Origin of the sequence: Sphingomonas ginsengisoli An et al. 2013 (assembly GCF_009363895.1) — a bacterium.
Classification (GTDB): Bacteria; Pseudomonadota; Alphaproteobacteria; order Sphingomonadales; family Sphingomonadaceae; genus Sphingomicrobium; species Sphingomicrobium ginsengisoli.
The window spans coordinates 2,475,290-2,493,519 of record NZ_CP045434.1 but is presented as its reverse complement, the minus strand read 5'-3'; the positions used below and the strand labels follow the sequence as shown (position 1 = coordinate 2,493,519).

General features: G+C 66.3%; 20 protein-coding genes and 1 tRNA gene. 19 read left to right on the top strand and 2 right to left on the bottom strand.

Annotated features, from left to right (window positions below; translation table 11 throughout):
• Positions 1 to 4 precede the first annotated feature (4 nt).
• From GCU42_RS12165 to GCU42_RS12080, 18 genes are all read left to right on the top strand, one after another.
• The gene (locus tag GCU42_RS12165) at positions 5 to 445 is read left to right on the top strand and encodes a ribbon-helix-helix domain-containing protein (RefSeq protein WP_056878499.1); all 441 of its coding nucleotides are present in this window, start codon (positions 5 to 7) and stop codon (positions 443 to 445) included.
• A 166-nt stretch (positions 446 to 611) separates the two neighbouring features.
• Complete coding sequence (trbB, locus tag GCU42_RS12160) at positions 612 to 1,652, top strand: P-type conjugative transfer ATPase TrbB (protein ID WP_056878412.1); 1,041 nt, start codon at positions 612 to 614, stop codon at positions 1,650 to 1,652.
• 17 nt (positions 1,653 to 1,669) lie between these two features.
• Complete coding sequence (locus GCU42_RS12155) at positions 1,670 to 1,981, top strand: TrbC/VirB2 family type IV secretion system protein (protein WP_420496931.1); 312 nt, start codon at positions 1,670 to 1,672, stop codon at positions 1,979 to 1,981.
• Positions 1,981 to 2,262 carry a VirB3 family type IV secretion system protein gene (locus GCU42_RS12150; RefSeq protein ID WP_056878410.1) on the top strand — a complete coding sequence of 94 codons (282 nt, stop codon included), beginning with the start codon at positions 1,981 to 1,983 and terminating at the stop codon, positions 2,260 to 2,262. Before GCU42_RS12155 ends, GCU42_RS12150 begins: the two co-directional genes overlap by 1 nt.
• 14 nt (positions 2,263 to 2,276) lie before the next feature.
• Positions 2,277 to 4,715 carry a conjugal transfer protein TrbE gene (gene trbE / locus GCU42_RS12145; RefSeq protein ID WP_056878409.1) on the top strand — a complete coding sequence of 813 codons (2,439 nt, stop codon included), beginning with the start codon at positions 2,277 to 2,279 and terminating at the stop codon, positions 4,713 to 4,715.
• Positions 4,712 to 5,485, top strand: a complete 774-nt coding sequence (gene trbJ / locus GCU42_RS12140; RefSeq protein WP_056878408.1) for a P-type conjugative transfer protein TrbJ — start codon at positions 4,712 to 4,714, stop codon at positions 5,483 to 5,485. Before trbE ends, trbJ begins: the two co-directional genes overlap by 4 nt.
• A 13-nt stretch (positions 5,486 to 5,498) precedes the next feature.
• Entirely contained in the window at positions 5,499 to 5,888 is a 390-nt protein-coding gene (trbK-alt, locus tag GCU42_RS12135) for a putative entry exclusion protein TrbK-alt (protein WP_056878407.1), read from the top strand.
• Position 5,889: 1 nt separating this feature from the next.
• Complete coding sequence (gene trbL, locus GCU42_RS12130) at positions 5,890 to 7,254, top strand: P-type conjugative transfer protein TrbL (protein WP_056878406.1); 1,365 nt, start codon at positions 5,890 to 5,892, stop codon at positions 7,252 to 7,254.
• A 9-nt stretch (positions 7,255 to 7,263) separates the two neighbouring features.
• Positions 7,264 to 7,947: a conjugal transfer protein TrbF gene (gene trbF / locus GCU42_RS12125; RefSeq protein WP_081420101.1), complete on the top strand. Its 684-nt coding sequence runs from the start codon at positions 7,264 to 7,266 to the stop codon at positions 7,945 to 7,947.
• On the top strand, positions 7,944 to 8,996 hold the full coding sequence (gene trbG, locus GCU42_RS12120; protein WP_056878404.1) for a P-type conjugative transfer protein TrbG: 1,053 nt from the start codon (positions 7,944 to 7,946) through the stop codon (positions 8,994 to 8,996). The genes trbF and trbG overlap by 4 nt, the downstream gene beginning before the upstream one ends.
• Positions 8,993 to 10,246 (top strand): TraB/TrbI/VirB10 family type IV secretion system protein, encoded by a 1,254-nt coding sequence (locus GCU42_RS12115; protein WP_056878403.1) that lies wholly within the window; start codon positions 8,993 to 8,995, stop codon positions 10,244 to 10,246. The genes trbG and GCU42_RS12115 overlap by 4 nt, the downstream gene beginning before the upstream one ends.
• On the top strand, positions 10,243 to 10,485 hold the full coding sequence (locus GCU42_RS12110; RefSeq protein ID WP_056878402.1) for a DUF2274 domain-containing protein: 243 nt from the start codon (positions 10,243 to 10,245) through the stop codon (positions 10,483 to 10,485). The genes GCU42_RS12115 and GCU42_RS12110 overlap by 4 nt, the downstream gene beginning before the upstream one ends.
• Positions 10,486 to 10,544: 59 nt before the next feature.
• Entirely contained in the window at positions 10,545 to 11,027 is a 483-nt protein-coding gene (locus GCU42_RS12105; RefSeq protein WP_114229173.1) for a hypothetical protein, read from the top strand.
• A complete protein-coding gene (locus GCU42_RS12100) occupies positions 11,024 to 11,956 on the top strand; it encodes a CsgG/HfaB family protein (RefSeq protein WP_056878400.1) in 933 nt (310 codons plus the stop codon). Before GCU42_RS12105 ends, GCU42_RS12100 begins: the two co-directional genes overlap by 4 nt.
• Before the next feature lie 65 nt (positions 11,957 to 12,021).
• Entirely contained in the window at positions 12,022 to 13,386 is a 1,365-nt protein-coding gene (locus GCU42_RS12095; RefSeq protein WP_056878399.1) for a hypothetical protein, read from the top strand.
• Positions 13,387 to 13,630: 244 nt separating this feature from the next.
• On the top strand, positions 13,631 to 13,900 hold the full coding sequence (locus tag GCU42_RS12090; RefSeq protein ID WP_114229172.1) for a hypothetical protein: 270 nt from the start codon (positions 13,631 to 13,633) through the stop codon (positions 13,898 to 13,900).
• A 62-nt stretch (positions 13,901 to 13,962) separates the two neighbouring features.
• Positions 13,963 to 14,436 carry an HVO_A0114 family putative DNA-binding protein gene (locus tag GCU42_RS12085; protein WP_235577907.1) on the top strand — a complete coding sequence of 158 codons (474 nt, stop codon included), beginning with the start codon at positions 13,963 to 13,965 and terminating at the stop codon, positions 14,434 to 14,436.
• A complete protein-coding gene (locus tag GCU42_RS12080; RefSeq protein WP_152569577.1) occupies positions 14,429 to 16,084 on the top strand; it encodes a recombinase family protein in 1,656 nt (551 codons plus the stop codon). Before GCU42_RS12085 ends, GCU42_RS12080 begins: the two co-directional genes overlap by 8 nt.
• On the opposite strand, the gene GCU42_RS12075 is transcribed toward GCU42_RS12080, so the two are convergent.
• Positions 16,046 to 16,138: transfer RNA gene (locus GCU42_RS12075), tRNA-Ser, on the bottom strand. The two genes, GCU42_RS12080 and GCU42_RS12075, sit on opposite strands and share 39 nt — an antisense overlap.
• Positions 16,139 to 16,420: 282 nt before the next feature.
• On the opposite strand from GCU42_RS12075, the gene GCU42_RS12070 reads away from it, so the two are divergent.
• Positions 16,421 to 17,188, top strand: a complete 768-nt coding sequence (locus GCU42_RS12070) for a Crp/Fnr family transcriptional regulator (protein WP_114229139.1) — start codon at positions 16,421 to 16,423, stop codon at positions 17,186 to 17,188.
• Here the strand turns inward: GCU42_RS12070 and pyrC are convergent.
• Complete coding sequence (pyrC, locus tag GCU42_RS12065) at positions 17,185 to 18,219, bottom strand: dihydroorotase (RefSeq protein ID WP_114229140.1); 1,035 nt, start codon at positions 18,217 to 18,219, stop codon at positions 17,185 to 17,187. The two genes, GCU42_RS12070 and pyrC, sit on opposite strands and share 4 nt — an antisense overlap.
• Positions 18,220 to 18,230 lie beyond the last annotated feature (11 nt).

Sequence of the window (18,230 nt, the reverse complement as noted above, 5' to 3'; positions counted from 1 at the left end):
GGTCATGCAGACCAAGACCCGCATGAACGTCTATTTCGATCCCGATCTTCTGAAGAAGGTCGAGGCGCTGGCGCTCCGCCGCAACATCTCCAAGTCCGCTGTCATCGAAGCCGCCGTCGCATCCTTCCTGTCCGCCGACGCCTCCGAACGGCTGGAGGCGGTGTTCGCCCGTCGCATGGACCGGATCGGTCGCCAGATCGACGGGCTGGACGAAGACCTCGCCATCCTCGGTGAGACGCTCTCGCTGTTCGTCGAATACTGGATGACCATCACACCACCGCTTCCCGAGAGTGCCCACGCATCGGCCAAGGCGAAGGGCGGGGAACGGTTCACGAAATTCCTCAACACGCTCGGCCGGAAACTCGCGACCGGCGATCGGTTCCTCAAAGACCTGTCGCGTGACATTGATGCACGGCGAAATGGCAGTGGTGATTCACAATCATGAAGGGCTGATGGCGGTAGTCGGCAAATATTCAATCCCGCCGATTGCCGCCTTTTCTCGCCGATCCCCGCACGACATTCGATAGTTGTTGAACCGACCTGATTTCCGGCTCTTTTAATCATCCCCGTCCGGGGACCGTGTGTTTCTCCCCGGCGAGATCGGGGATCGAATGGCGGTTTCGCATCACAATTCGGAAGGTCTGGCACGCGGCGCGCGGATGCTGCGCACGGCGCTCGGTCCGGCCATCGCCCGGTTTCTGGAAGACGTTGCCGTCGTCGAGGTTATGCTGAACCCGGATGGCCGCATCTGGATCGACAGACTTTCCGAAGGGCTGTCCGATACGGGCGAACGCCTGTCGCCTGCCGATGGCGAACGCATCGTGCGCCTGGTCGCCCACCATGTCGGCGCCGAGGTTCATGCGGGTAACCCGCGCGTCTCGGCCGAACTGCCGGAGACGGGAGAGCGGTTCGAGGGGCTGTTGCCGCCGGTTGTCGCGGCCCCGGCTTTTGCCATTCGCAAGCCCGCCGTCGCGGTGTTCACCCTCGACGATTACGTCGCGGCCGGGATCATGTCGGCGGCCCAGGCCGAGGCGCTGCGTGAGGGCGTAGCATCGCGCGCCAACATTCTCGTCGCCGGCGGCACCTCGACCGGCAAGACCACGCTGACCAATGCGCTACTCGCCGAGGTGGCGAAAACCGCCGACCGCGTCGTCATCATCGAGGACACGCGCGAACTGCAATGCGCAGCGCCCAACCTCGTCGCCATGCGGACCAAGGATGGCGTGGCGTCGCTCTCCGATTTGGTGCGCTCATCGCTGCGACTGCGTCCCGATCGTATCCCGATCGGCGAAGTGCGCGGCGCGGAAGCGCTCGATCTCCTGAAGGCATGGGGCACCGGTCATCCGGGCGGGGTCGGCACGATCCACGCCGGCAGCGCCATCGGTGCGCTGCGCCGCATGGAACAGCTCATTCAGGAAGCCGTCGTCACCGTCCCGCGCGCGCTGATCGCCGAGACGATCGATCTCGTCGCTGTCCTTTCCGGCCGTGGCTCGGCCCGCCGCCTGTCCGAACTCGCCCGCGTTGAGGGTCTTGGCCCTGACGGCGACTACCGCGTCGTGCCCGCCGTCAGCACTCCGGTTTCCGGGGACGACGGCGACCCGATTTCCACCTCCCAAGCCCCCAACCTCAACCCCGAAGGAGATCGTCCATGATCCAGCGCCTGCGCGTGATGCGCCACCATCTCACCCTGTCGGCCTCGGTCGCCGTCGTCAGCATCCTGACGGCCGTGCCCGCCCACGCCTCCGGCTCGTCGATGCCGTGGGAACAGCCGCTCCAGCAAATCCTCCAGTCGATCGAAGGCCCGGTCGCTAAGATCATTGCCGTGATCGTCATCATCTCGACGGGTCTGGCGCTGGCCTTCGGCGATACGTCGGGCGGGTTCCGCCGTCTGATCCAGATCGTGTTCGGCCTGTCGATCGCCTTCGCGGCAAGCTCGTTCTTCCTGTCGTTCTTCTCCTTCGGCGGCGGGGCGCTGGTCTGATGGCGGGCGTCGTCGATCAGGGGAGCGAGGTTCCGGGCTTCACAGTGCAGGTCCACCGGGCACTGACCGAGCCGATCCTGCTCGGCGGCGCGCCGCGCGCCATCGCCATCATGAATGGAACGCTGGCAGGCGCGGTCGGCCTCGGCCTGCGCCTGTGGCTGGTCGGCCTCGCCATCTGGGTGATCGGCCATTTCGCGGCGGTTTGGGCGGCGAAGCGCGATCCGCTCTTCGTCGAGGTCGGCCGCCGCCATCTGCGCATCCCCGCGCACCTCACGGTCTGACAGGGAGCCGCGCGATGATGAACCTTGCCGAATACCGTAACAAAAACGCACGGCTCGCCGACTTCCTCCCCTGGGTGGCGCTGGTCGGCGCCGGCATCGTCTTGAACAAGGACGGCAGTTTTCAGCGGACAGCTCGCTTCCGTGGGCCGGACCTCGACAGCGCCGTGCCGGCCGAACTGGTCGCCGTCGCCGGGCGCTTGAACAACGCCTTCCGCCGTCTCGGTTCTGGCTGGGCGATCTTCGTCGAAGCGCAGCGCCATGCCGCCGCGACCTATCCGAACAGCTTGTTCCAGGATTCCGCCTCCGCTTTGATCGATGCCGAGCGCAAGGCGGATTTCGAGGAAGCGGGCGCGCATTTCGAGTCCAGCTATTTCCTGACCTTCACCTATCTGCCGCCCGCCGAGGACGCCGCGCGCGCAGAAACCTGGCTCTATGAGGGCCGCGAGAAGACCGGCATCGATCCCAACGAGGTGATGTCGGGTTTCGCCGACCGCACCGACCGGCTCCTGCGCCTGATCGAAGCCTTCATGCCGGAATGCCGCTGGCTTGATGACAGCGAGACGCTGACCTATCTGCATGGCTGCGTGTCCACGCACCGGCACCGTGTACGCGTCCCCGAAACCCCGATCTATCTCGACGCGCTGCTCGCCAATCAGCCGCTGACCGGCGGGCTGGAGCCGCGCCTGGGCGATCAGCATCTGCGCGTGCTGACCATCACCGGATTTCCGACCGCGACGACACCGGGCCTGCTCGACGAACTGAACCGGCTGGCTTTCCCCTATCGCTGGTCCACTCGCGCCATCCTGCTCGACAAGACCGACGCCACGAAGCTGCTGACCAAGATCAGGCGGCAATGGTTCGCCAAGCGCAAGTCCATCGCCGCGATCCTCAAGGAGGTGATGACCAACGAGCAATCCGTGCTGGTGGACACGGATGCGTCGAACAAGGCGGCGGATGCCGATCTCGCGCTTCAGGAACTCGGTGCCGACTATGCCGGCATCGCCTATGTCACGGCGACGGTAACGGTCTGGGACAATGATCCCCGCATCGCCGACGAGAAACTACGCCTCGTAGAGAAGGTCATTCAGGGCCGCGACTTCACGGCGATGGCAGAGACCATCAACGCCGTGGATGCCTGGCTCGGATCGTTGCCCGGCCACGTCTACGCCAATGTCCGGCAGCCGCCGATTTCCACGCTCAATCTCGCCCACATGATCCCGCTTTCAGCGGTGTGGGCGGGGCCGGAACGGGATGAGCACTTCAGTGCACCGCCCCTGCTGTTCGGCAAGACCGAAGGCTCGACCCCGTTCCGGTTTTCCCTTCACGTCGGAGATGTCGGGCATACGCTCGTTGTCGGCCCGACCGGCGCGGGCAAGTCGGTGCTGCTGGCGCTGATGGCGCTTCAGTTCCGTCGTTACCGAAACGCGCAGGTCTTTGCCTTCGATTTCGGGGGCAGCATTCGGGCCGCAGCCCTCGCCATGCGCGGCGACTGGCACGATCTCGGCGGCGGGCTGACGGACGGATCGGAAACCTCCGTCTCGCTGCAACCGCTTGCCCGCATCGAACAGACCGCCGAACGCGCCTGGGCGGCCGACTGGATCGTCGCCATCCTGATCCGCGAGAGCGTCGCCATCACCCCGGAGGTGAAAGAGCATCTCTGGACGGCGCTGACTTCGCTCGCCTCCGCGCCGGTCGAGGAACGCACCATCACCGGCCTCTGCGTCCTGCTCCAGTCGAACGACCTCAAGCAGGCGCTGCGTCCCTACTGTGTCGGGGGTGCCTGGGGCCGCTTGCTCGATGCGGAGGCCGAACATCTCGGCACCGCGACCGTTCAGGCGTTCGAGACAGAAGGGCTGATCGGCACGGACGCCGCACCCGCCGTGCTCCCCTATCTGTTCCACCGCATCGAAGATCGGCTCGACGGGTCGCCGACCCTCATCATCGTCGATGAAGGCTGGCTCGCGCTGGACGACGAGGGCTTCGCCGGCCAGCTCCGCGAATGGCTGAAGACGCTGCGCAAGAAGAACGCCAGCGTGATCTTCGCCACGCAGTCGCTATCCGACATCGACGGCAGCGCGATCGCGCCTGCCATCATCGAGAGCTGCCAGACCCGGCTTCTGCTTCCCAACGAACGGGCGATCGAGCCGCAGATCACCGCCATCTACCGCCGTTTCGGTCTCAACGACCGGCAGATCGAGATCCTCGCGCGGGCCATGCCGAAGCGCGACTATTACTGCCAGTCGCGGCGCGGCAACCGGCTGTTCGAGCTGGGCCTGTCGGAGGTGGCGCTGGCGCTCTGCGCCGCATCCTCCAAGACCGATCAGGCTGCCATCGCAGCCGTCATGGCCGAACACGGCTCGGAAGGCTTCCTCGCCGCCTGGTTGCGCCATCGTGGCGTCGAATGGGCTGCCGATCTCATCCCCAACCTCACCAATCTGGAGACACTGCCATGACTTTCCGCCGCACCCGCGCGGCGCGGCTCGCTGCCGCGCTCTTGACCACTCCCATCATCGCCGCGCCAGTGTTGACGACACTGGTGGCGACACCGGCCCACGCCATCGTCGTGTTCGACCCATCGAACTATGCGCAAAACGTCATACAGGCGGCCCGCGCGCTCCAGCAGATCACCAACCAGATCACCTCGCTTCAGAACGAAGCGCAGATGCTCATCAACCAGGCGAAGAATCTGGCGAGCCTGCCGATCTCGTCGCTTCAGCAGATTCAGCAGTCGGTGCAGAAGACCCAACAGCTTCTGCAACAGGCGCAGAACATCGCCTATGACGTGAAGCAGATCGATCAGGTCTTTTCCCAGAAATACGCCAATGTCTCGATGTCGGCGTCGGACAAGCAGCTTGTCGCCGACGCCCGCTCGCGCTGGCAGAACACGGTCGGCGGTCTTCAGGACGCGATGAAGGTGCAGGCCACCGTCGTCGGCAATATCGACACCAACCGCACGGAGATGTCACGGCTGGTCGGGGCCAGCCAGGGCGCCACCGGCGCGTTGCAGGCGGCCCAGGCCGGCAACCAGCTTCTCGCCCTTCAGGCCCAGCAGCTCGCCGATCTCACCGCCGTCGTCGCCGCCAACGGTCGGGCGCAGGCGCTGACCGATGCCGAACGTGCCGCTGCCGCGGAACAGGGCCGCGAGCAGCGCCGCCGCTTCCTGACACCGGGCGCGGGCTATCAGCCGGGCAATGCCCGGATGTTCCCGAACAGCGGCAATTGAGGGGAGCGACGCCATGGACGGCAAGATGCTCGCCCGGATCGGCGCCGTCGTCTTCGTCGGCGTCGCCATCACTGCCACCGCGATCGAGATGACGCGCAAGCCTGATGAACCGGAGGTGCGTATCCTCCGGCCCGACCTCGATGCGCAGACCGCACCGTCGCGGCCGATATTGCGCCGCTGCCGCGACATGGGCGAGGCCGCCACCCGTGATCCGGCCTGTCTGAAGGCATGGGCACAGAACCGCGACCGCTTCCTGAAACAGGGCAGCGAGATCAGCACATCGGCACCCGATGCGCCGGGCGCGCCGACGACATTGTTCCCATCCGCGCCGGACCCAGCCGCTGATCCGATCCGCAAGGAGTCCATGCCGGCCGATGCGCCCATCGACCTGGAGGCGCGCTGACATGCAGGGCACCGGCGTCATCGACCATTTCCTCGAAGTCTTCACCCGCTACATCGACGGCGGCTTCGGCCTGCTCAAACCCGAGGTGGCCTTCATCGCCACCACGCTGATCGTCATCGACGTGGTGCTGGCGGCGCTGTTCTGGTCGTGGGGCGCCGACGAGGACATCATCGCCCGGCTGGTGAAGAAGACGCTGTTCGTCGGCGTCTTCGCCTACATCATCGGCAACTGGAACAACCTTGCCCGCATCGTCTTCGAGAGTTTTGCCGGCCTCGGCCTGAAGGCCAGCGGCACAGGGTTCTCGGTCTCCGACCTGATGCGTCCCGGCAAGGTGGCGCAGACCGGCCTCGATGCGGGTCGCCCGCTACTCGATTCCATCTCCGACCTGATGGGCTGGGTGTCGTTCTTCGAGAACTTCATCCAGATCGCCTGCCTGCTGTTCGCCTGGGCGCTGATCCTGCTCGCCTTCTTCATATTGGCCGTGCAGCTCTTCGTCACCCTGATCGAGTTCAAGCTGACGACGCTCGCCGGCTTCGTGCTGATCCCCTTCGGCCTGTTCGGCAAATCCGCCTTCATGGCCGAACGCGTGCTCGGCAACGTCATCTCGTCCGGCATCAAGGTGCTGGTGCTCGCCGTCATCATCGGCATCGGCTCGACGTTGTTTTCCGAGTTCACCAAGGGCTTCAGCGGTGCGACGCCGACCATCGACGATGCGATGGCGATCGTGCTCGCGGCTCTTTCCCTTCTCGGCCTCGGCATCTTCGGTCCCGGCATTGCCAACGGTCTCGTTTCCGGCGGCCCGCAGCTTGGCGCCGGCGCGGCGATCGGCACGGGCCTCGCCGCCGGCGGCATGGTCGCGGCAGGCGGTGCGGCCATCGGCGCCGTCGCATCCGGTGGAGCGGCCTTGGCGGGAGGCGCCGCTGCCGCCGCCCGTGGCGGGGCTGCGCTCGCGGGTGGCGCTTCCGCCGCCTACAGCCTCGGCGCGGCCGGTCAGTCCGGCGCATCCGTCGTCGCATCCGGCCTCGGCAATGTCGCTTCGACTGGCGCGCAAGCCGCCGTCTCGCCGCTGAAGAAGGCCGCTGGTCGCGCCGCCGACAGCCTCAAGCAGAGCTACCAGTCCGGTGCGCGCGGCGCGTTCGAGGTGACAGGCGGCTCTTCGACTGCTGGCACGATCGGCGGAGAGGCCGACGCCGCCTCAGCCCCTGACGCACCGTCCGCATCCGCCGCCGGCAGCCCGCCCGCCTGGGCGAAGCGGATGCAGCGCTCCCAGAAATTCTCCCACGGCGTCCAGGCCGCCGCCCACGCCGTCAAGTCCGGCGACGCCCATGGCGGCGGCTCTTCCGTCAATCTCTCCGAAAGCGACTGATCCATGTCCATCTTCAAGCGACCCGCCACCCATTACGGCAAATCACCCCAGCCCGAGACGCCCTATCAACGCGCGAGCCAGGTCTGGGACGACCGCATCGGTTCCGCCCGCGTGCAGGCGAAGAACTGGCGGCTCATGGCCTTCGGTTCGCTGGCGCTCTCGGCGGGCTTGTCCGCCGCGCTGGTCTGGCAATCGACCAGCGGCTCGATCGTGCCGTGGGTGGTGCAGGTCGACAAGCTCGGACAGGCGCAGGCGGTTGCCCCCGCCATCGCTGACTACCGGCCGACCGATCCGCAGATCGCCTTCCACCTCGCGCGCTTCATCGAGCAGGTCCGCTCGATCCCCGCCGACGCCATCATCGTCCGCCAAAACTGGCTGCGCGCCTACGACTTTACCACGCAGGCTGGCGCGCTGGCGCTGAACGATTACGCCCGCGCCAACGACCCCTTCACCAAGGTCGGCAAGCAGCAGGTGGCCGTCGAAGTCTCCAGCGTGATCCGGGCGTCGCCCGACAGTTTCCGCGTCGCCTGGATTGAGCGCCGCTATCAGGACGGCGCACTCGCCAGCACCGAACGCTGGTCCGCCATCCTGACGATCGCGCTCCAGACCCCGCGCGATGCGGAAAAACTCCGGGCCAATCCGCTCGGCATCTACGTCAACGCCATCAACTGGTCGAAGGAGCTTGGACAATGATCCGGCCGTCTCATCCGACCGCCGGACGTCCGGCGGCACGCACTCCCGTATTCCCGTCTCTCCGTAAATCCGCCTATGCGGTCGTGCTGCTCTCCGCCACGGCGCTCGCCGGCTGTGCGACCACGACCCCGCCGCCCGACATCGCCTATGACGACGCGGCGCCCGCCGTGCAGACGGTCGATCCGCCAGCGCCCGTCACCGTGGTCGAACTGCCCAAGCCTCTGCCGCTGCCCGGCCAGATGAAGCCGGTGGGAGCCTCGCGCCAAACACCCGAGCCGGTCGATCCTGCCGCCCGCGTCAATCAGGCCAATGCCGCCGCGCGCATCCAGCCTGTCCGCGACGGCTTCATCAACTCCATGCAGGTCTATCCCTTCACGCAAGGGGCGCTTTATCAGGTCTACACCGCTGTCGGGCAGATCACCGACATCGCGCTTCAACCGGGCGAAACGCTGGTCGGTTCCGGCCCGGTCGCCGCCGGCGACACGGTGCGCTGGATCATCGGCGATACCGAGAGCGGCGCTGGCGCGGGCAAGCAGGTCCATATCCTCGTCAAGCCGACCCGGCCCGAACTAATGACCAATCTCGTCATCAACACGAACCTGCGCACCTATCATATGGAACTGCGCTCGACCGAGCGGACCTATATGGCCTCGGTGTCCTGGCAGTACCCGCAGGACCAACTCATCGCGCTGCGACGCCAGAATGCACAGGCAGAAGCCCAGCAGCCGATCTCGACCGGGGTCGATCTGTCCCGCGTCAATTTCCGCTACGAAGTGTCGGGCGACCGTGCCCCGTGGAAACCGCTGCGCGCCTTCGATGACGGCCGGCAGGTCTTCATCGAATTCCCGCGCGGTATCGGCCAGGGCGAGATGCCGCCGCTGTTCGTCGTCGGGCCGGAAGGCGCGACCTCCGAACTGGTGAACTACCGCGTGCGCGGCAACTACATGATCATCGATCGGCTGTTCGCCGCCGCCGAACTGCGTTTCGGCGCCGACCGCAGCCAGAAGCGCGTCCGTATCTCCCGCACCGACGGAAGGCCGGCATCATGAGCGCCGCCGATCCCTATAAGGAAGAAGGCCGCGAGCCGGATGCTCCGCGTCCGACCGATGCGGGGGGCGACGACGCCCAGCCGCTGACCGGCGAGCCGGTCGCGCCGATGCGACTGAGGTCCGAGCCGCCGCGCGTCACCCGCCTGTCGCGCAAGGTGCTAGCCGGTCTGGGTGTCGTCGCCAGCATGGGCGTCGGCGGAGCGTTGATCTATGCGCTTCAGGTCGGCCATGGCGGCGGCAAGAGCGAGGAACTCTATTCCACCGATAACCGGACGACGCCGGACGGGCTGAACGGTCTGCCGAAGGACTATACCGGCCCGGTGCTCGGCCCGCCGCTGCCCGGCGATCTCGGCCGCCCCATGCTCGACGCGCAGAACCGCGGCCAGCCCGTCACGCCGCCGGCGATGACGACGCCGATGCCCGCCGGTCCCAGCCCGGAGGAGCAGCGCCGCTTGCAGGAGCTGGAGGCCGCACGGCTGGCGAAGCTGTTCGCCCCGACCGAGACACACAAGGCGACACCGGGGGCTTCCACGCCTTCCGCAGCGCCCATGCCGGACCTCGCCAGCCTCGGCCTGGCACCGCAGCCGGCGACACCCTCGGCGCAGGACCGTCAGCTCGCCTTCCTCAACCAAACGCCCGACAAGCGCACGGTCTCGCCCGATCGCGTCGCGGCCCCCGCATCGCCGAACGTGCTTCAGGCCGGGGCGGTGATCGCCGCCGCCCTCATCACCGGCATCCGCTCTGATCTGCCCGGCCAGATCACTGCGCAGGTGACGGAGAACATCTATGATAGCCCGACCGGCCGCATCCTGCTGATCCCGCAGGGCACCCGTGTCATCGGCCAGTACGACAATGGCGTCGGCTTCGGACAGCGCCGCATCCTGCTCGTCTGGAATCGGCTGATCTTCCCGAACGGCCGCTCGATCGTGCTGGAGCGCCAGCCCGGCACGGACCCGCAAGGTTATGCCGGTCTTGAGGATGGCGTCGATTATCATTGGAGCGAGCTGTTCAAGGCCGCAGCACTTTCGACCCTGCTCAGCATCGGCAGCCAGGCGGGATCGTCCGGTGACGAGAGCGAGATCGCCCGCGCGTTGCGTCAGGGCGCATCCGACAGCGTGAGCCAGGTCGGACGGCAGGTGGTCGGCCGCCAGCTCGACATCGCCCCGACGCTCACCATCCGCCCCGGCTTCCCGGTCCGCGTGATCGTCACCCGCGATCTCGTGCTCGAACCTTACGGGAGCGCGCCATGAGCAAGCTCAAGCTCGGCCCGATCGCCGATGACAAGCCGGTCAAGGTCACGGTCGAACTGCCCGCCGCCTTGCACCGCGATCTGACCGATTACGGGCGTTTGCTGGCCGACGGCGGTTCTCCGATCGAGCCGACAAAACTCATCGTCCCCATGCTGGAGCGGTTCATCGCCACCGATCGCGGCTTCGCGAAAGCCCGCCGTGCGACCGATCCGTCCTCGTCCCGAAAGTCTGACCAATGACCCCATCCCATTCTACGGGAGGCCGCCATCGCCTTGCCGCCGTCCTGATTGCTTCCACCATGCTCGCCGCACCGGCGCACGCCAACAATTACGGCGAAAGCTATGGCTGGCAGTTCCGCACCTCCGCCGACCGTGCCAATCAAGCGATCGTCCTCGACCTGATGGAGAAGCGGCGCGGCGGCTTCTATCAGGCGCCCAGCTACACCACGAATATCGACCGCCAGTATAATTGCGGCGTCACCGCCACCTCGGTCGGCAACGAGGGATCGCAGAGCGCGATCGCCAATTCGCCCTCGGTCAGTGGTCCGACCGCGCTCGCCACCGGCAACAATTCCGACACGGTGCTGAATGGTCGGGGTACGGGCCGCGCCGGAAGCTGGCAGAGCAACAGCGGCGCCGTCTCTGCCGGCGTTACCGGATCGGCCTCCGCTTCGGTGAGCGGCAGCCCGACCCAGGCGCTCAATTCAACCCAGACCAACAGCGGATCGCAGCACTCCAGCGTTTCCGGTTCGAGCGCTTGCAGCTTCGGCGGTGCGAGATGATCGGTGCCGCCCGTTTCACCGCCGTCGCCATGGTGGCCGTCTCACTGACGGCCTGCGCCTCGATCCACACCGAACAACTGGCGGCCGGCGAAGCCGCCCAGCCGGTCGGGCCGCCGGTGCGTGACAATCGCACACCGATGGACCCGGTGTTCGCCTGCTTTTCCACGCAGCTTCCCACAAAGGCGAAGGCGCTGGTCATCGGCGTCGGCGAGGTCCGAGACTATACCGGCAAATTCTCCAATCTGGAGGGCAATGCGGTCACGCAGGGCGGCGCACTGATGGTCACATCGGCGCTCGGCAAGCTCGGCGACCGTATCCGTCTTGCCGAACGCTTCGATCCGTCTGTCGCCGAACGCGAGCTGCTGTGGATGGACAAGCGCCAGCTCGGCGACGGTGAACAACATAGCGTTCCCGGCCAGCCTGGCGGGCCGGTGAAGTGGCTGCCGTATTTCGGCGGCTCGCTGATCGGCTCTGATTATTTCATCGTCGGCGGCATCACCGAAGTCAATTACGACCTCCATTCCGGCGGCGCCGAGATCGGCGTCAACGGCGTCGGGCCGAAGGCGCGGGTGTTCACGCAATCGGTCGCGGTCGATCTGCGCATCGTCGACACCCGCTCACTGATCGTCGTGAAGACCGTCAGTCTGACCAAGCAATATACCGGCTACGAGATCGGCGCCGGCACCTTCCGCTTCTTCGGCTCCAACCTCTTCGACATCAACATCGGCGCCAAGGGTCAGGAACCCCTTCAACTCGGCATCCGCACGACGCTCGAAGAAGTGACCCTGCGCCTCGTCGGGACCGTCCTCAAATCCGATCCCGAAACCTGCCTCGCCTCGCGTCCGCCCGAGCAGCGTCCACGCCTGACCGGCGATCGGATTGCTGCTGTCACGACCCATCGCCGCGATCCCGGCCAGTCACTGCCCTGACTGGCGGCCTCAGCACACCTTCCGTTCCCCCACGGCCCAATTCCGGGCCACAACCCAAGGAGACCATGATGACCAGTATCCATTCCCACCGTGCGCGCGGGCTTCTCGCCGGCACCGCCGTCGCGATGCTCGCCACGCTGATCGGCAGCGCCGCCGGCGCTTCCGAGCTTCAGGGCCAATATACCGCCGCCAATCACCAGAAACTCGAACAGGCATGGAGCAGCGAAGGTCAGCCGATCCCGACGACCGCCACCGCCGATGGCCGCTATGGCGTTTCCACTGGCTGGGCGTCGGCGAGTGATTCCGCGCTCACCATCTCCGGCAACCGCCAGTCGGCGGAAGTTGCGGGTAATGCCGCTACGACCACGCTGACCGCGAAGACCGTGCGGGCCGAGGGCGGTGGCACCTATGAGCCGACGCCGTTCGCCGTCCTGTCCAATCGCCAGACTGGTAACGGCGCGGTGAAGGCTACGTCCCGCATGACCGTTGCGGTTCCCGGCGAGATCGGCGGATCGAGCGTTACCCTGTCGGACAACGCCAACACCGCGCTCGCCCGCATGAACGATGCCTCGAATGGTCTGACGGTCGAAACGGTCGGCCTGTCCGGCGATGTGCAGCTCGGCAGCCGCCAGCGTGCAGCCGGCCAGGTCACGACCAGCGCATCCAGCCGGATCGGCGTCGGCAACGCCGGATCGCCCATTGCCTCGTCGCGCGCGACCGTTGAGAGCAACAGCACCGCCTCCGAGGCGACCGCCAACCGGGCGCTCAACAGCCTGACGGCGACGGCAGCGAGTGTTTCCGGCGGGCGCACCGTGCTCGATAACCGCCAGAGCAACGATGCCGAGGTCCGTTCGACGACCAAGGCGGCGTTCGGCGTCGCCGGCAGCGGAGCCTATGGGTCGGCTATCGGCATCGAGGGTAACAGCGCCGCATCGCTGGCGCGCGGCAATGTCGCGGAGAATCGCATGACCGTCTCCGGTGGTGTCGGTAATGGCGACTATCCGGGCGGCGGCGAGGTGCCGATGCTGGCGCGGGCGTCCGTCTCCCTGCCGATCGCCGGTTCAGTGCTCTCCAACCGACAGGTGAACACTGGCGCGGTCACGGCGAAGACTGTTGCCGGCGCAGGCGTCGCGCTCAACTGCGGCTGCACCAACGACAGCCGGATCGGCGCCACCGACAATACCGGCTCTGCGTCCGCCTATGGCAATGCCGCGCTGAACGGCGCGACCGTCAATGGAAATGGTCAGCCGGTCGCCCTGGTCAGCAATGTGCAGGTCAATCGTGGTCCGGTCTCGGCCACCGTCGTCGGTCACTTCGGCGCGTCCATGACCGGCGGCGTCAATGCCGGCCTGGTCACGATCGCCGGCAACAGCCTCACCGCCACCGCCATCGGCAACCAGGCCGTCAACACGCTCACCGCCAGCCGCTGAGCCACCGCTACCGATGACGCCGGAGCCGCCCCGGTGTCATCGGGAAGGCCGCCATGCCGCTCCCCCTCGGCATGGCGGCCTTTTTGATGAGAGCGGCATCATTGCGATCGTGAACCACGAACGAGGTATCGGAACATGCTGACTTCAAACCCACGCCACCATCGGCAGGATCATCGGGCGGCGCTTTGCCGCGCCTTCCGATCGGGGGAACCGACGCCTGCCTATCGAACCGGATGGTGAGTTCATGTCTCGGCGCCAAGATCATAAGACCCGGCGTCAGGCGCGTGCCGCCCCCGGCATTCTGCCCGACGACCTCTACGACTATATAGACGAAGCCGAAGGAGAGGCCGCGCCTCCCGCATCAGTCAAAAGCCGGCCGGTCGATCCGTCGCTCACCCACTGGACGGTCTCCGACGACTGGCCCGAGCGCGTGCCGGTGACGGAGGCCGAAATCGACCTGTTCGAGGCGTGGTTCGGTGACATCTTGGATGAACTGTTCGGCAAGTCCGCCTGATCCGTCTCCCCTCAACGGCAGGCGATTTTCCTTGATTAAATTATGTTACTATGATAACTGAAATGGCGAATATCCGCTTCGCCATCTGGCGCCTTCGTCCGGTCGGCAAGCGCCACGACGGAGGCTTCTACGCCATGACCACGCTGAAGGTCGGCATCGCCGATACCGGGGAGATGAAGGCCCGCACGCTGCGCATCGCGCGCGGCGAGGAAAAGCCGTCGCCCGATGATCCGAAGATCTGGTTCATCTCGACGGAATCCTTTTCCAAGGTGCTGTCCGCGCCCAATCGCGAGATGCTGCGCCTCATCGCCGAAGAGGAGCCGGAGTCGCTCGACGCCCTGGCCGAGCTGACGGGCCGCGCCAAATCCAATCTCTCCCGCACGCTGAAAGCAATGGTCGGCTATGGCCTGATCCGCATGGAGCGCAGCGGCAAGAAACTCGCCCCCAAACTCGTCCATGATCGCGTCATGCTGGAACTGGCGCTCGCCAGCCCACGCCGCAAATCCTCACGTCCGAAGGAGACCATCCATGAATAAAGAAGCTCCCTTGGTCGCCACCCGCGCCGCCCTCTATCTGCGCGTCTCGACGGCGCGGCAGGCCGAACATGACGTGTCGATCCCGGACCAGAAGCGGCAGGGCGAAGCCTATTGCGTATCACGCGGCTACCAGCTCGTCGAAACCTTCGTCGAGCCGGGTGCGACCGCGACCAACGACCGCCGACCGGCCTTCCAGCAGATGATCGAAGCGGGCACGTCGAAGCCCGCGCCGTTCGATGTCGTCGTGGTTCACAGCTTCTCGCGTTTCTTCCGCGATCATTTCGAGCTGGAGTTCTACGTCCGCAAGCTGGCGAAGAACGGCGTCAAGCTGGTCTCGATCACGCAGGAGATCGGCGACGATCCGATGCACGTCATGATGCGGCAGATCATGGCGCTGTTCGACGAATATCAGTCGAAGGAGAACGCCAAGCACGTCATGCGCGCCCTGAAGGAGAATGCCCGTCAGGGCTTCTGGAACGGCGCGCTGCCGCCGATCGGCTATCGCATCATCGCCGCCGAGCAGCGTGGCGCCAAGACCAAGAAAAAGCTGGAGATCGACCCGCTGCACGCCGACACCGTGCGACTGATCTATCGGCTGGCGCTCCAGGGCGAAGGCGGCTCCGGGCCGATGGGCGTCAAGGCCATCGTCAACTATCTCAACCGCAACCGCATTTTCACGCGCGACGGCGGGCGCTGGGGCATCGGCCAGCTTCACCGCATACTGACCCGGCGCACCTATATCGGCGAGCACGAGTTCAACAAGCGCTCCAAGTCCAAGGAGTTGAAGCCGGTCAGCGAGATCGTCGTGGTGCCGGTGCCGCGCCTGATCGATCAGGAGACGTTCGACGCGGTGCAGGAGCATCTGCGCATCCGCAATCCGAAGGTCACGCCGCCGCGGGTGGTCAGCGGGCCGACCCTGCTGACGGGCATCTGCTTTTGCGAGAAGTGCGGTGGGGCCATGACCATCCGCACCGGCAAGGGCGGACGCTATCGCTACTACACCTGCTCGATCAAGGCGCGGCAGGGCGAGACCGGCTGCTCCGGCCGCTCGATCCCGATGCCACAGCTCGACGCCATCGTCTGCGACCATATCGAGAACCGGCTGCTCCAGCCCGAGCGGCTGGAGGACATCCTGGCCTCGATCCTCGACCGGCGCGAAGAGCGGGCCGATCGCCGCCGCGAGCATATCGCCGAGTTGAACCGCCGTGCGGCCGAGACCGAGCTTCGGCTGAAGCGGCTCTATGAGGCGATCGAATCAGGCGTGGCCGATCTGAACGATCCGGCGCTGAAGGAGCGCGTCGTGGCACTCCGGGCGCTGCGCGATCAGGCGCAGGCCGATTCCGAGCGCGCTCAGGCCCAGCTCGAAAGCTCCGGCAGCATGGCCGTCACCCCGGCGGCGCTCCGCAAGTTCGCGACCGCCGCTCGCAAGCGTCTACGTCAGGACGGTGGCGGCTATCGGCGGGATCATCTGCGCGCCTTCGCCCAGCGCGTCGAGGTCGGGGAGAGCCATGTCCGCATCATGGGATCGAAGGGCGAACTGCTCCGCACCCTCACTTCGGTCTCTAGCGGGAAATCGGCGGGAATCGGCGTGCCCACTATGGGACTGAAATGGCGGAGACGGAGGGATTCGAACCCTCGGTACGAGTAATCCCCGTACGGCGGTTTAGCAAACCGCTGGTTTCAGCCACTCACCCACGTCTCCGGATGCGGCGTGCGGAAGCGCCTATAGGGGGGCTTGCCTGATCCAGCAACGTCTAAGCGCGGTAATTCGATTATGTGGCTTTGGTGCGGGTTTGGCAGCGCCGCGTCGTCTTTGAAACGTCCTTTCGTGACTGATTACCAGTGTCGGATTGCCGACATAAAAACTGGGCTAAGTCATTAAAAACTAAGGTATTGCGAACCTTCAATTCGTTGGCGTAATGCTTGCCCCGGGAACGGGAACGGCGCGGCGTTTTTCGCTGCCGTTGGGAGCAAAAGGACGGGCATGAATTTGCCGCTGGATAAGGTGGGAGACGACGAGCGGCTCGCGCTGGCGTTTGCCGGCAACCGGCTGCTGGCGAGCCTGTCCGCGGCCGAGCGCGCGATTCTCGAACCCTATATGGGGGTCCGTTGCTACGAGGTTGGCGAGACCCTGCTCGCCCGCGACGAGCGGATCCTCCACAGCGTGTTCCCGTTCGACACGCTGATGGTCTCGATGATCGTCGAGATCGAGGGAGGGCGCTCGATCGAGGTCGCCTCGATCGGCAAGGAAGGCGCGGTCGGCGGGATCGTCAGCTGCGGTGAAGCCCCGGCCTTCGCCAAAACGGTGGTCCAGATCGCCGGCTCGGCGGCGGTCCTGCCGCTATCGGTGCTTCAGCACGCCAAGCAGCAGAGCCATAATCTTGCGCTGCTCTTCTGCCGCTACTCGGACGCGTTGCTCTCGCAGGTGATGCAGTCGGTCGCCTGCAACAGCTTCCATCCGATCGAGGCGCGGGCCGCGCGCTGGCTGCTCCATGCGCAGGACCGGGTCGGCGGTGATCGGCTGGCGCTCACCCAGGAAAGCCTCGCCGGGTTGCTCGGCGTGCAGCGGACCACGGTCAACGCGGTCGCGCGGCTGCTCCAGGAACAGGGCCTCATCGCCTATCGCCGCGGCGCCATCCAGGTGGTCGACCGCGCCGGATTGAAGCAGGTCGCCTGCGGCTGCTACGCCGCGGTCGAGAGCCACTTCGACGACATCCTCGGTCCCGCCGGCGCGCGCGGCCGCAAGGCCTAGGCAACCAGCCGCCAGGCGAGCGTCTCGCCGGCATGGAAGGGCACCAGCGTCGAACTGGCCGCGTCGATCGCCTCGACCACCGTCACCCCCGACCGTTCGAGCGTCACCGTCCCCTCGTTGAGCGGCAGCCCGTAGAATTGCGCGCCATGCACGGCCGCGAATCCCTCGAACCGGTCGAGCGCGCCTTCCTCCTCGAACACAGAGAGATAGCTTTCGAGCGCGTGCGGCGCGTTGAAGATGCCCGCGCACCCGCAGCCGGTCTCCTTGAGCTCCTTGAGGTGCGGGGCGCTGTCGGTGCCGAGGAAGAACTTGGGGCTGCCCGACACGGCGGCCGCGCGCACCGCGAGGCGGTGCTTCTCACGCTTCACCACCGGCAGGCAGTAGGCGTGGGGGCGCAGCCCCCCGGCGAACAACGCGTTGCGGTTGAGGTGGAGGTGCTGCGGGGTGATCGTTGCCGCCAGCCGCTCAGGGCCATCGGCGACGAATTGCGCGGCGTCGGCGGTGGTAATGTGCTCCATGACGATCTTGAGCGCCGGATAATCGCGCAGCAGCCCGGTCAGCACCCGCTCGATGAACACCGCCTCGCGGTCGAAGATGTCGATCTCGGGGTCCGTCACCTCGCCGTGGACCAGCAACAGCATCCCAATCGCCTGCATTCGCTCGAGCGCGGGGCGAAGATTGGCGATGTCGGTGACGCCATGCGCGCTGTTGGTGGTGGCGTTGGCGGGATAAAGCTTGGCCGCGACCCAGACGCCGTCGCGAAAGCCGCGCTCGAGCTCGTCGGGATCGGCCTGGTCGGTCAGGTAGCAGGTCATCAACGGCTCGAAGCCTTCGCCGGCGGCAGCGCGGATGCGGCTGCGATAGGCGTCGGCATGGGCGGCTGTGGTTACCGGCGGCAGCAGGTTGGGCATCACGATCGCGCGGGCGAACTGGCGCGCGCTGTACGGCACGACGCTCTTGAGCATGTCGCCGTCGCGCAGGTGGAGATGCCAGTCGTCCGGCCGGCGGATGGTCAGGCTTTGCGTTTGCACAGGGCCGTCCC

Bases quoted from the DNA above. Each gene is read 5' to 3' on its own strand.
- GCU42_RS12165 (WP_056878499.1), top strand. From the start codon at position 5: ATGCAGACCAAGACCCGCATGAACGTCTATTTCGATCCCGATCTTCTG.
- trbB (WP_056878412.1), top strand. From the start codon at position 612: ATGGCGGTTTCGCATCACAATTCGGAAGGTCTGGCACGCGGCGCGCGG.
- GCU42_RS12155 (WP_420496931.1), top strand. From the start codon at position 1,670: ATGCGCCACCATCTCACCCTGTCGGCCTCGGTCGCCGTCGTCAGCATC.
- GCU42_RS12150 (WP_056878410.1), top strand. From the start codon at position 1,981: ATGGCGGGCGTCGTCGATCAGGGGAGCGAGGTTCCGGGCTTCACAGTG.
- trbE (WP_056878409.1), top strand. From the start codon at position 2,277: ATGATGAACCTTGCCGAATACCGTAACAAAAACGCACGGCTCGCCGAC.
- trbJ (WP_056878408.1), top strand. From the start codon at position 4,712: ATGACTTTCCGCCGCACCCGCGCGGCGCGGCTCGCTGCCGCGCTCTTG.
- trbK-alt (WP_056878407.1), top strand. From the start codon at position 5,499: ATGGACGGCAAGATGCTCGCCCGGATCGGCGCCGTCGTCTTCGTCGGC.
- trbL (WP_056878406.1), top strand. From the start codon at position 5,890: ATGCAGGGCACCGGCGTCATCGACCATTTCCTCGAAGTCTTCACCCGC.
- trbG (WP_056878404.1), top strand. From the start codon at position 7,944: ATGATCCGGCCGTCTCATCCGACCGCCGGACGTCCGGCGGCACGCACT.
- GCU42_RS12115 (WP_056878403.1), top strand. From the start codon at position 8,993: ATGAGCGCCGCCGATCCCTATAAGGAAGAAGGCCGCGAGCCGGATGCT.
- GCU42_RS12110 (WP_056878402.1), top strand. From the start codon at position 10,243: ATGAGCAAGCTCAAGCTCGGCCCGATCGCCGATGACAAGCCGGTCAAG.
- GCU42_RS12105 (WP_114229173.1), top strand. From the start codon at position 10,545: ATGCTCGCCGCACCGGCGCACGCCAACAATTACGGCGAAAGCTATGGC.
- GCU42_RS12100 (WP_056878400.1), top strand. From the start codon at position 11,024: ATGATCGGTGCCGCCCGTTTCACCGCCGTCGCCATGGTGGCCGTCTCA.
- GCU42_RS12095 (WP_056878399.1), top strand. From the start codon at position 12,022: ATGATGACCAGTATCCATTCCCACCGTGCGCGCGGGCTTCTCGCCGGC.
- GCU42_RS12090 (WP_114229172.1), top strand. From the start codon at position 13,631: ATGTCTCGGCGCCAAGATCATAAGACCCGGCGTCAGGCGCGTGCCGCC.
- GCU42_RS12085 (WP_235577907.1), top strand. From the start codon at position 13,963: ATGGCGAATATCCGCTTCGCCATCTGGCGCCTTCGTCCGGTCGGCAAG.
- GCU42_RS12080 (WP_152569577.1), top strand. From the start codon at position 14,429: ATGAATAAAGAAGCTCCCTTGGTCGCCACCCGCGCCGCCCTCTATCTG.
- GCU42_RS12070 (WP_114229139.1), top strand. From the start codon at position 16,421: ATGAATTTGCCGCTGGATAAGGTGGGAGACGACGAGCGGCTCGCGCTG.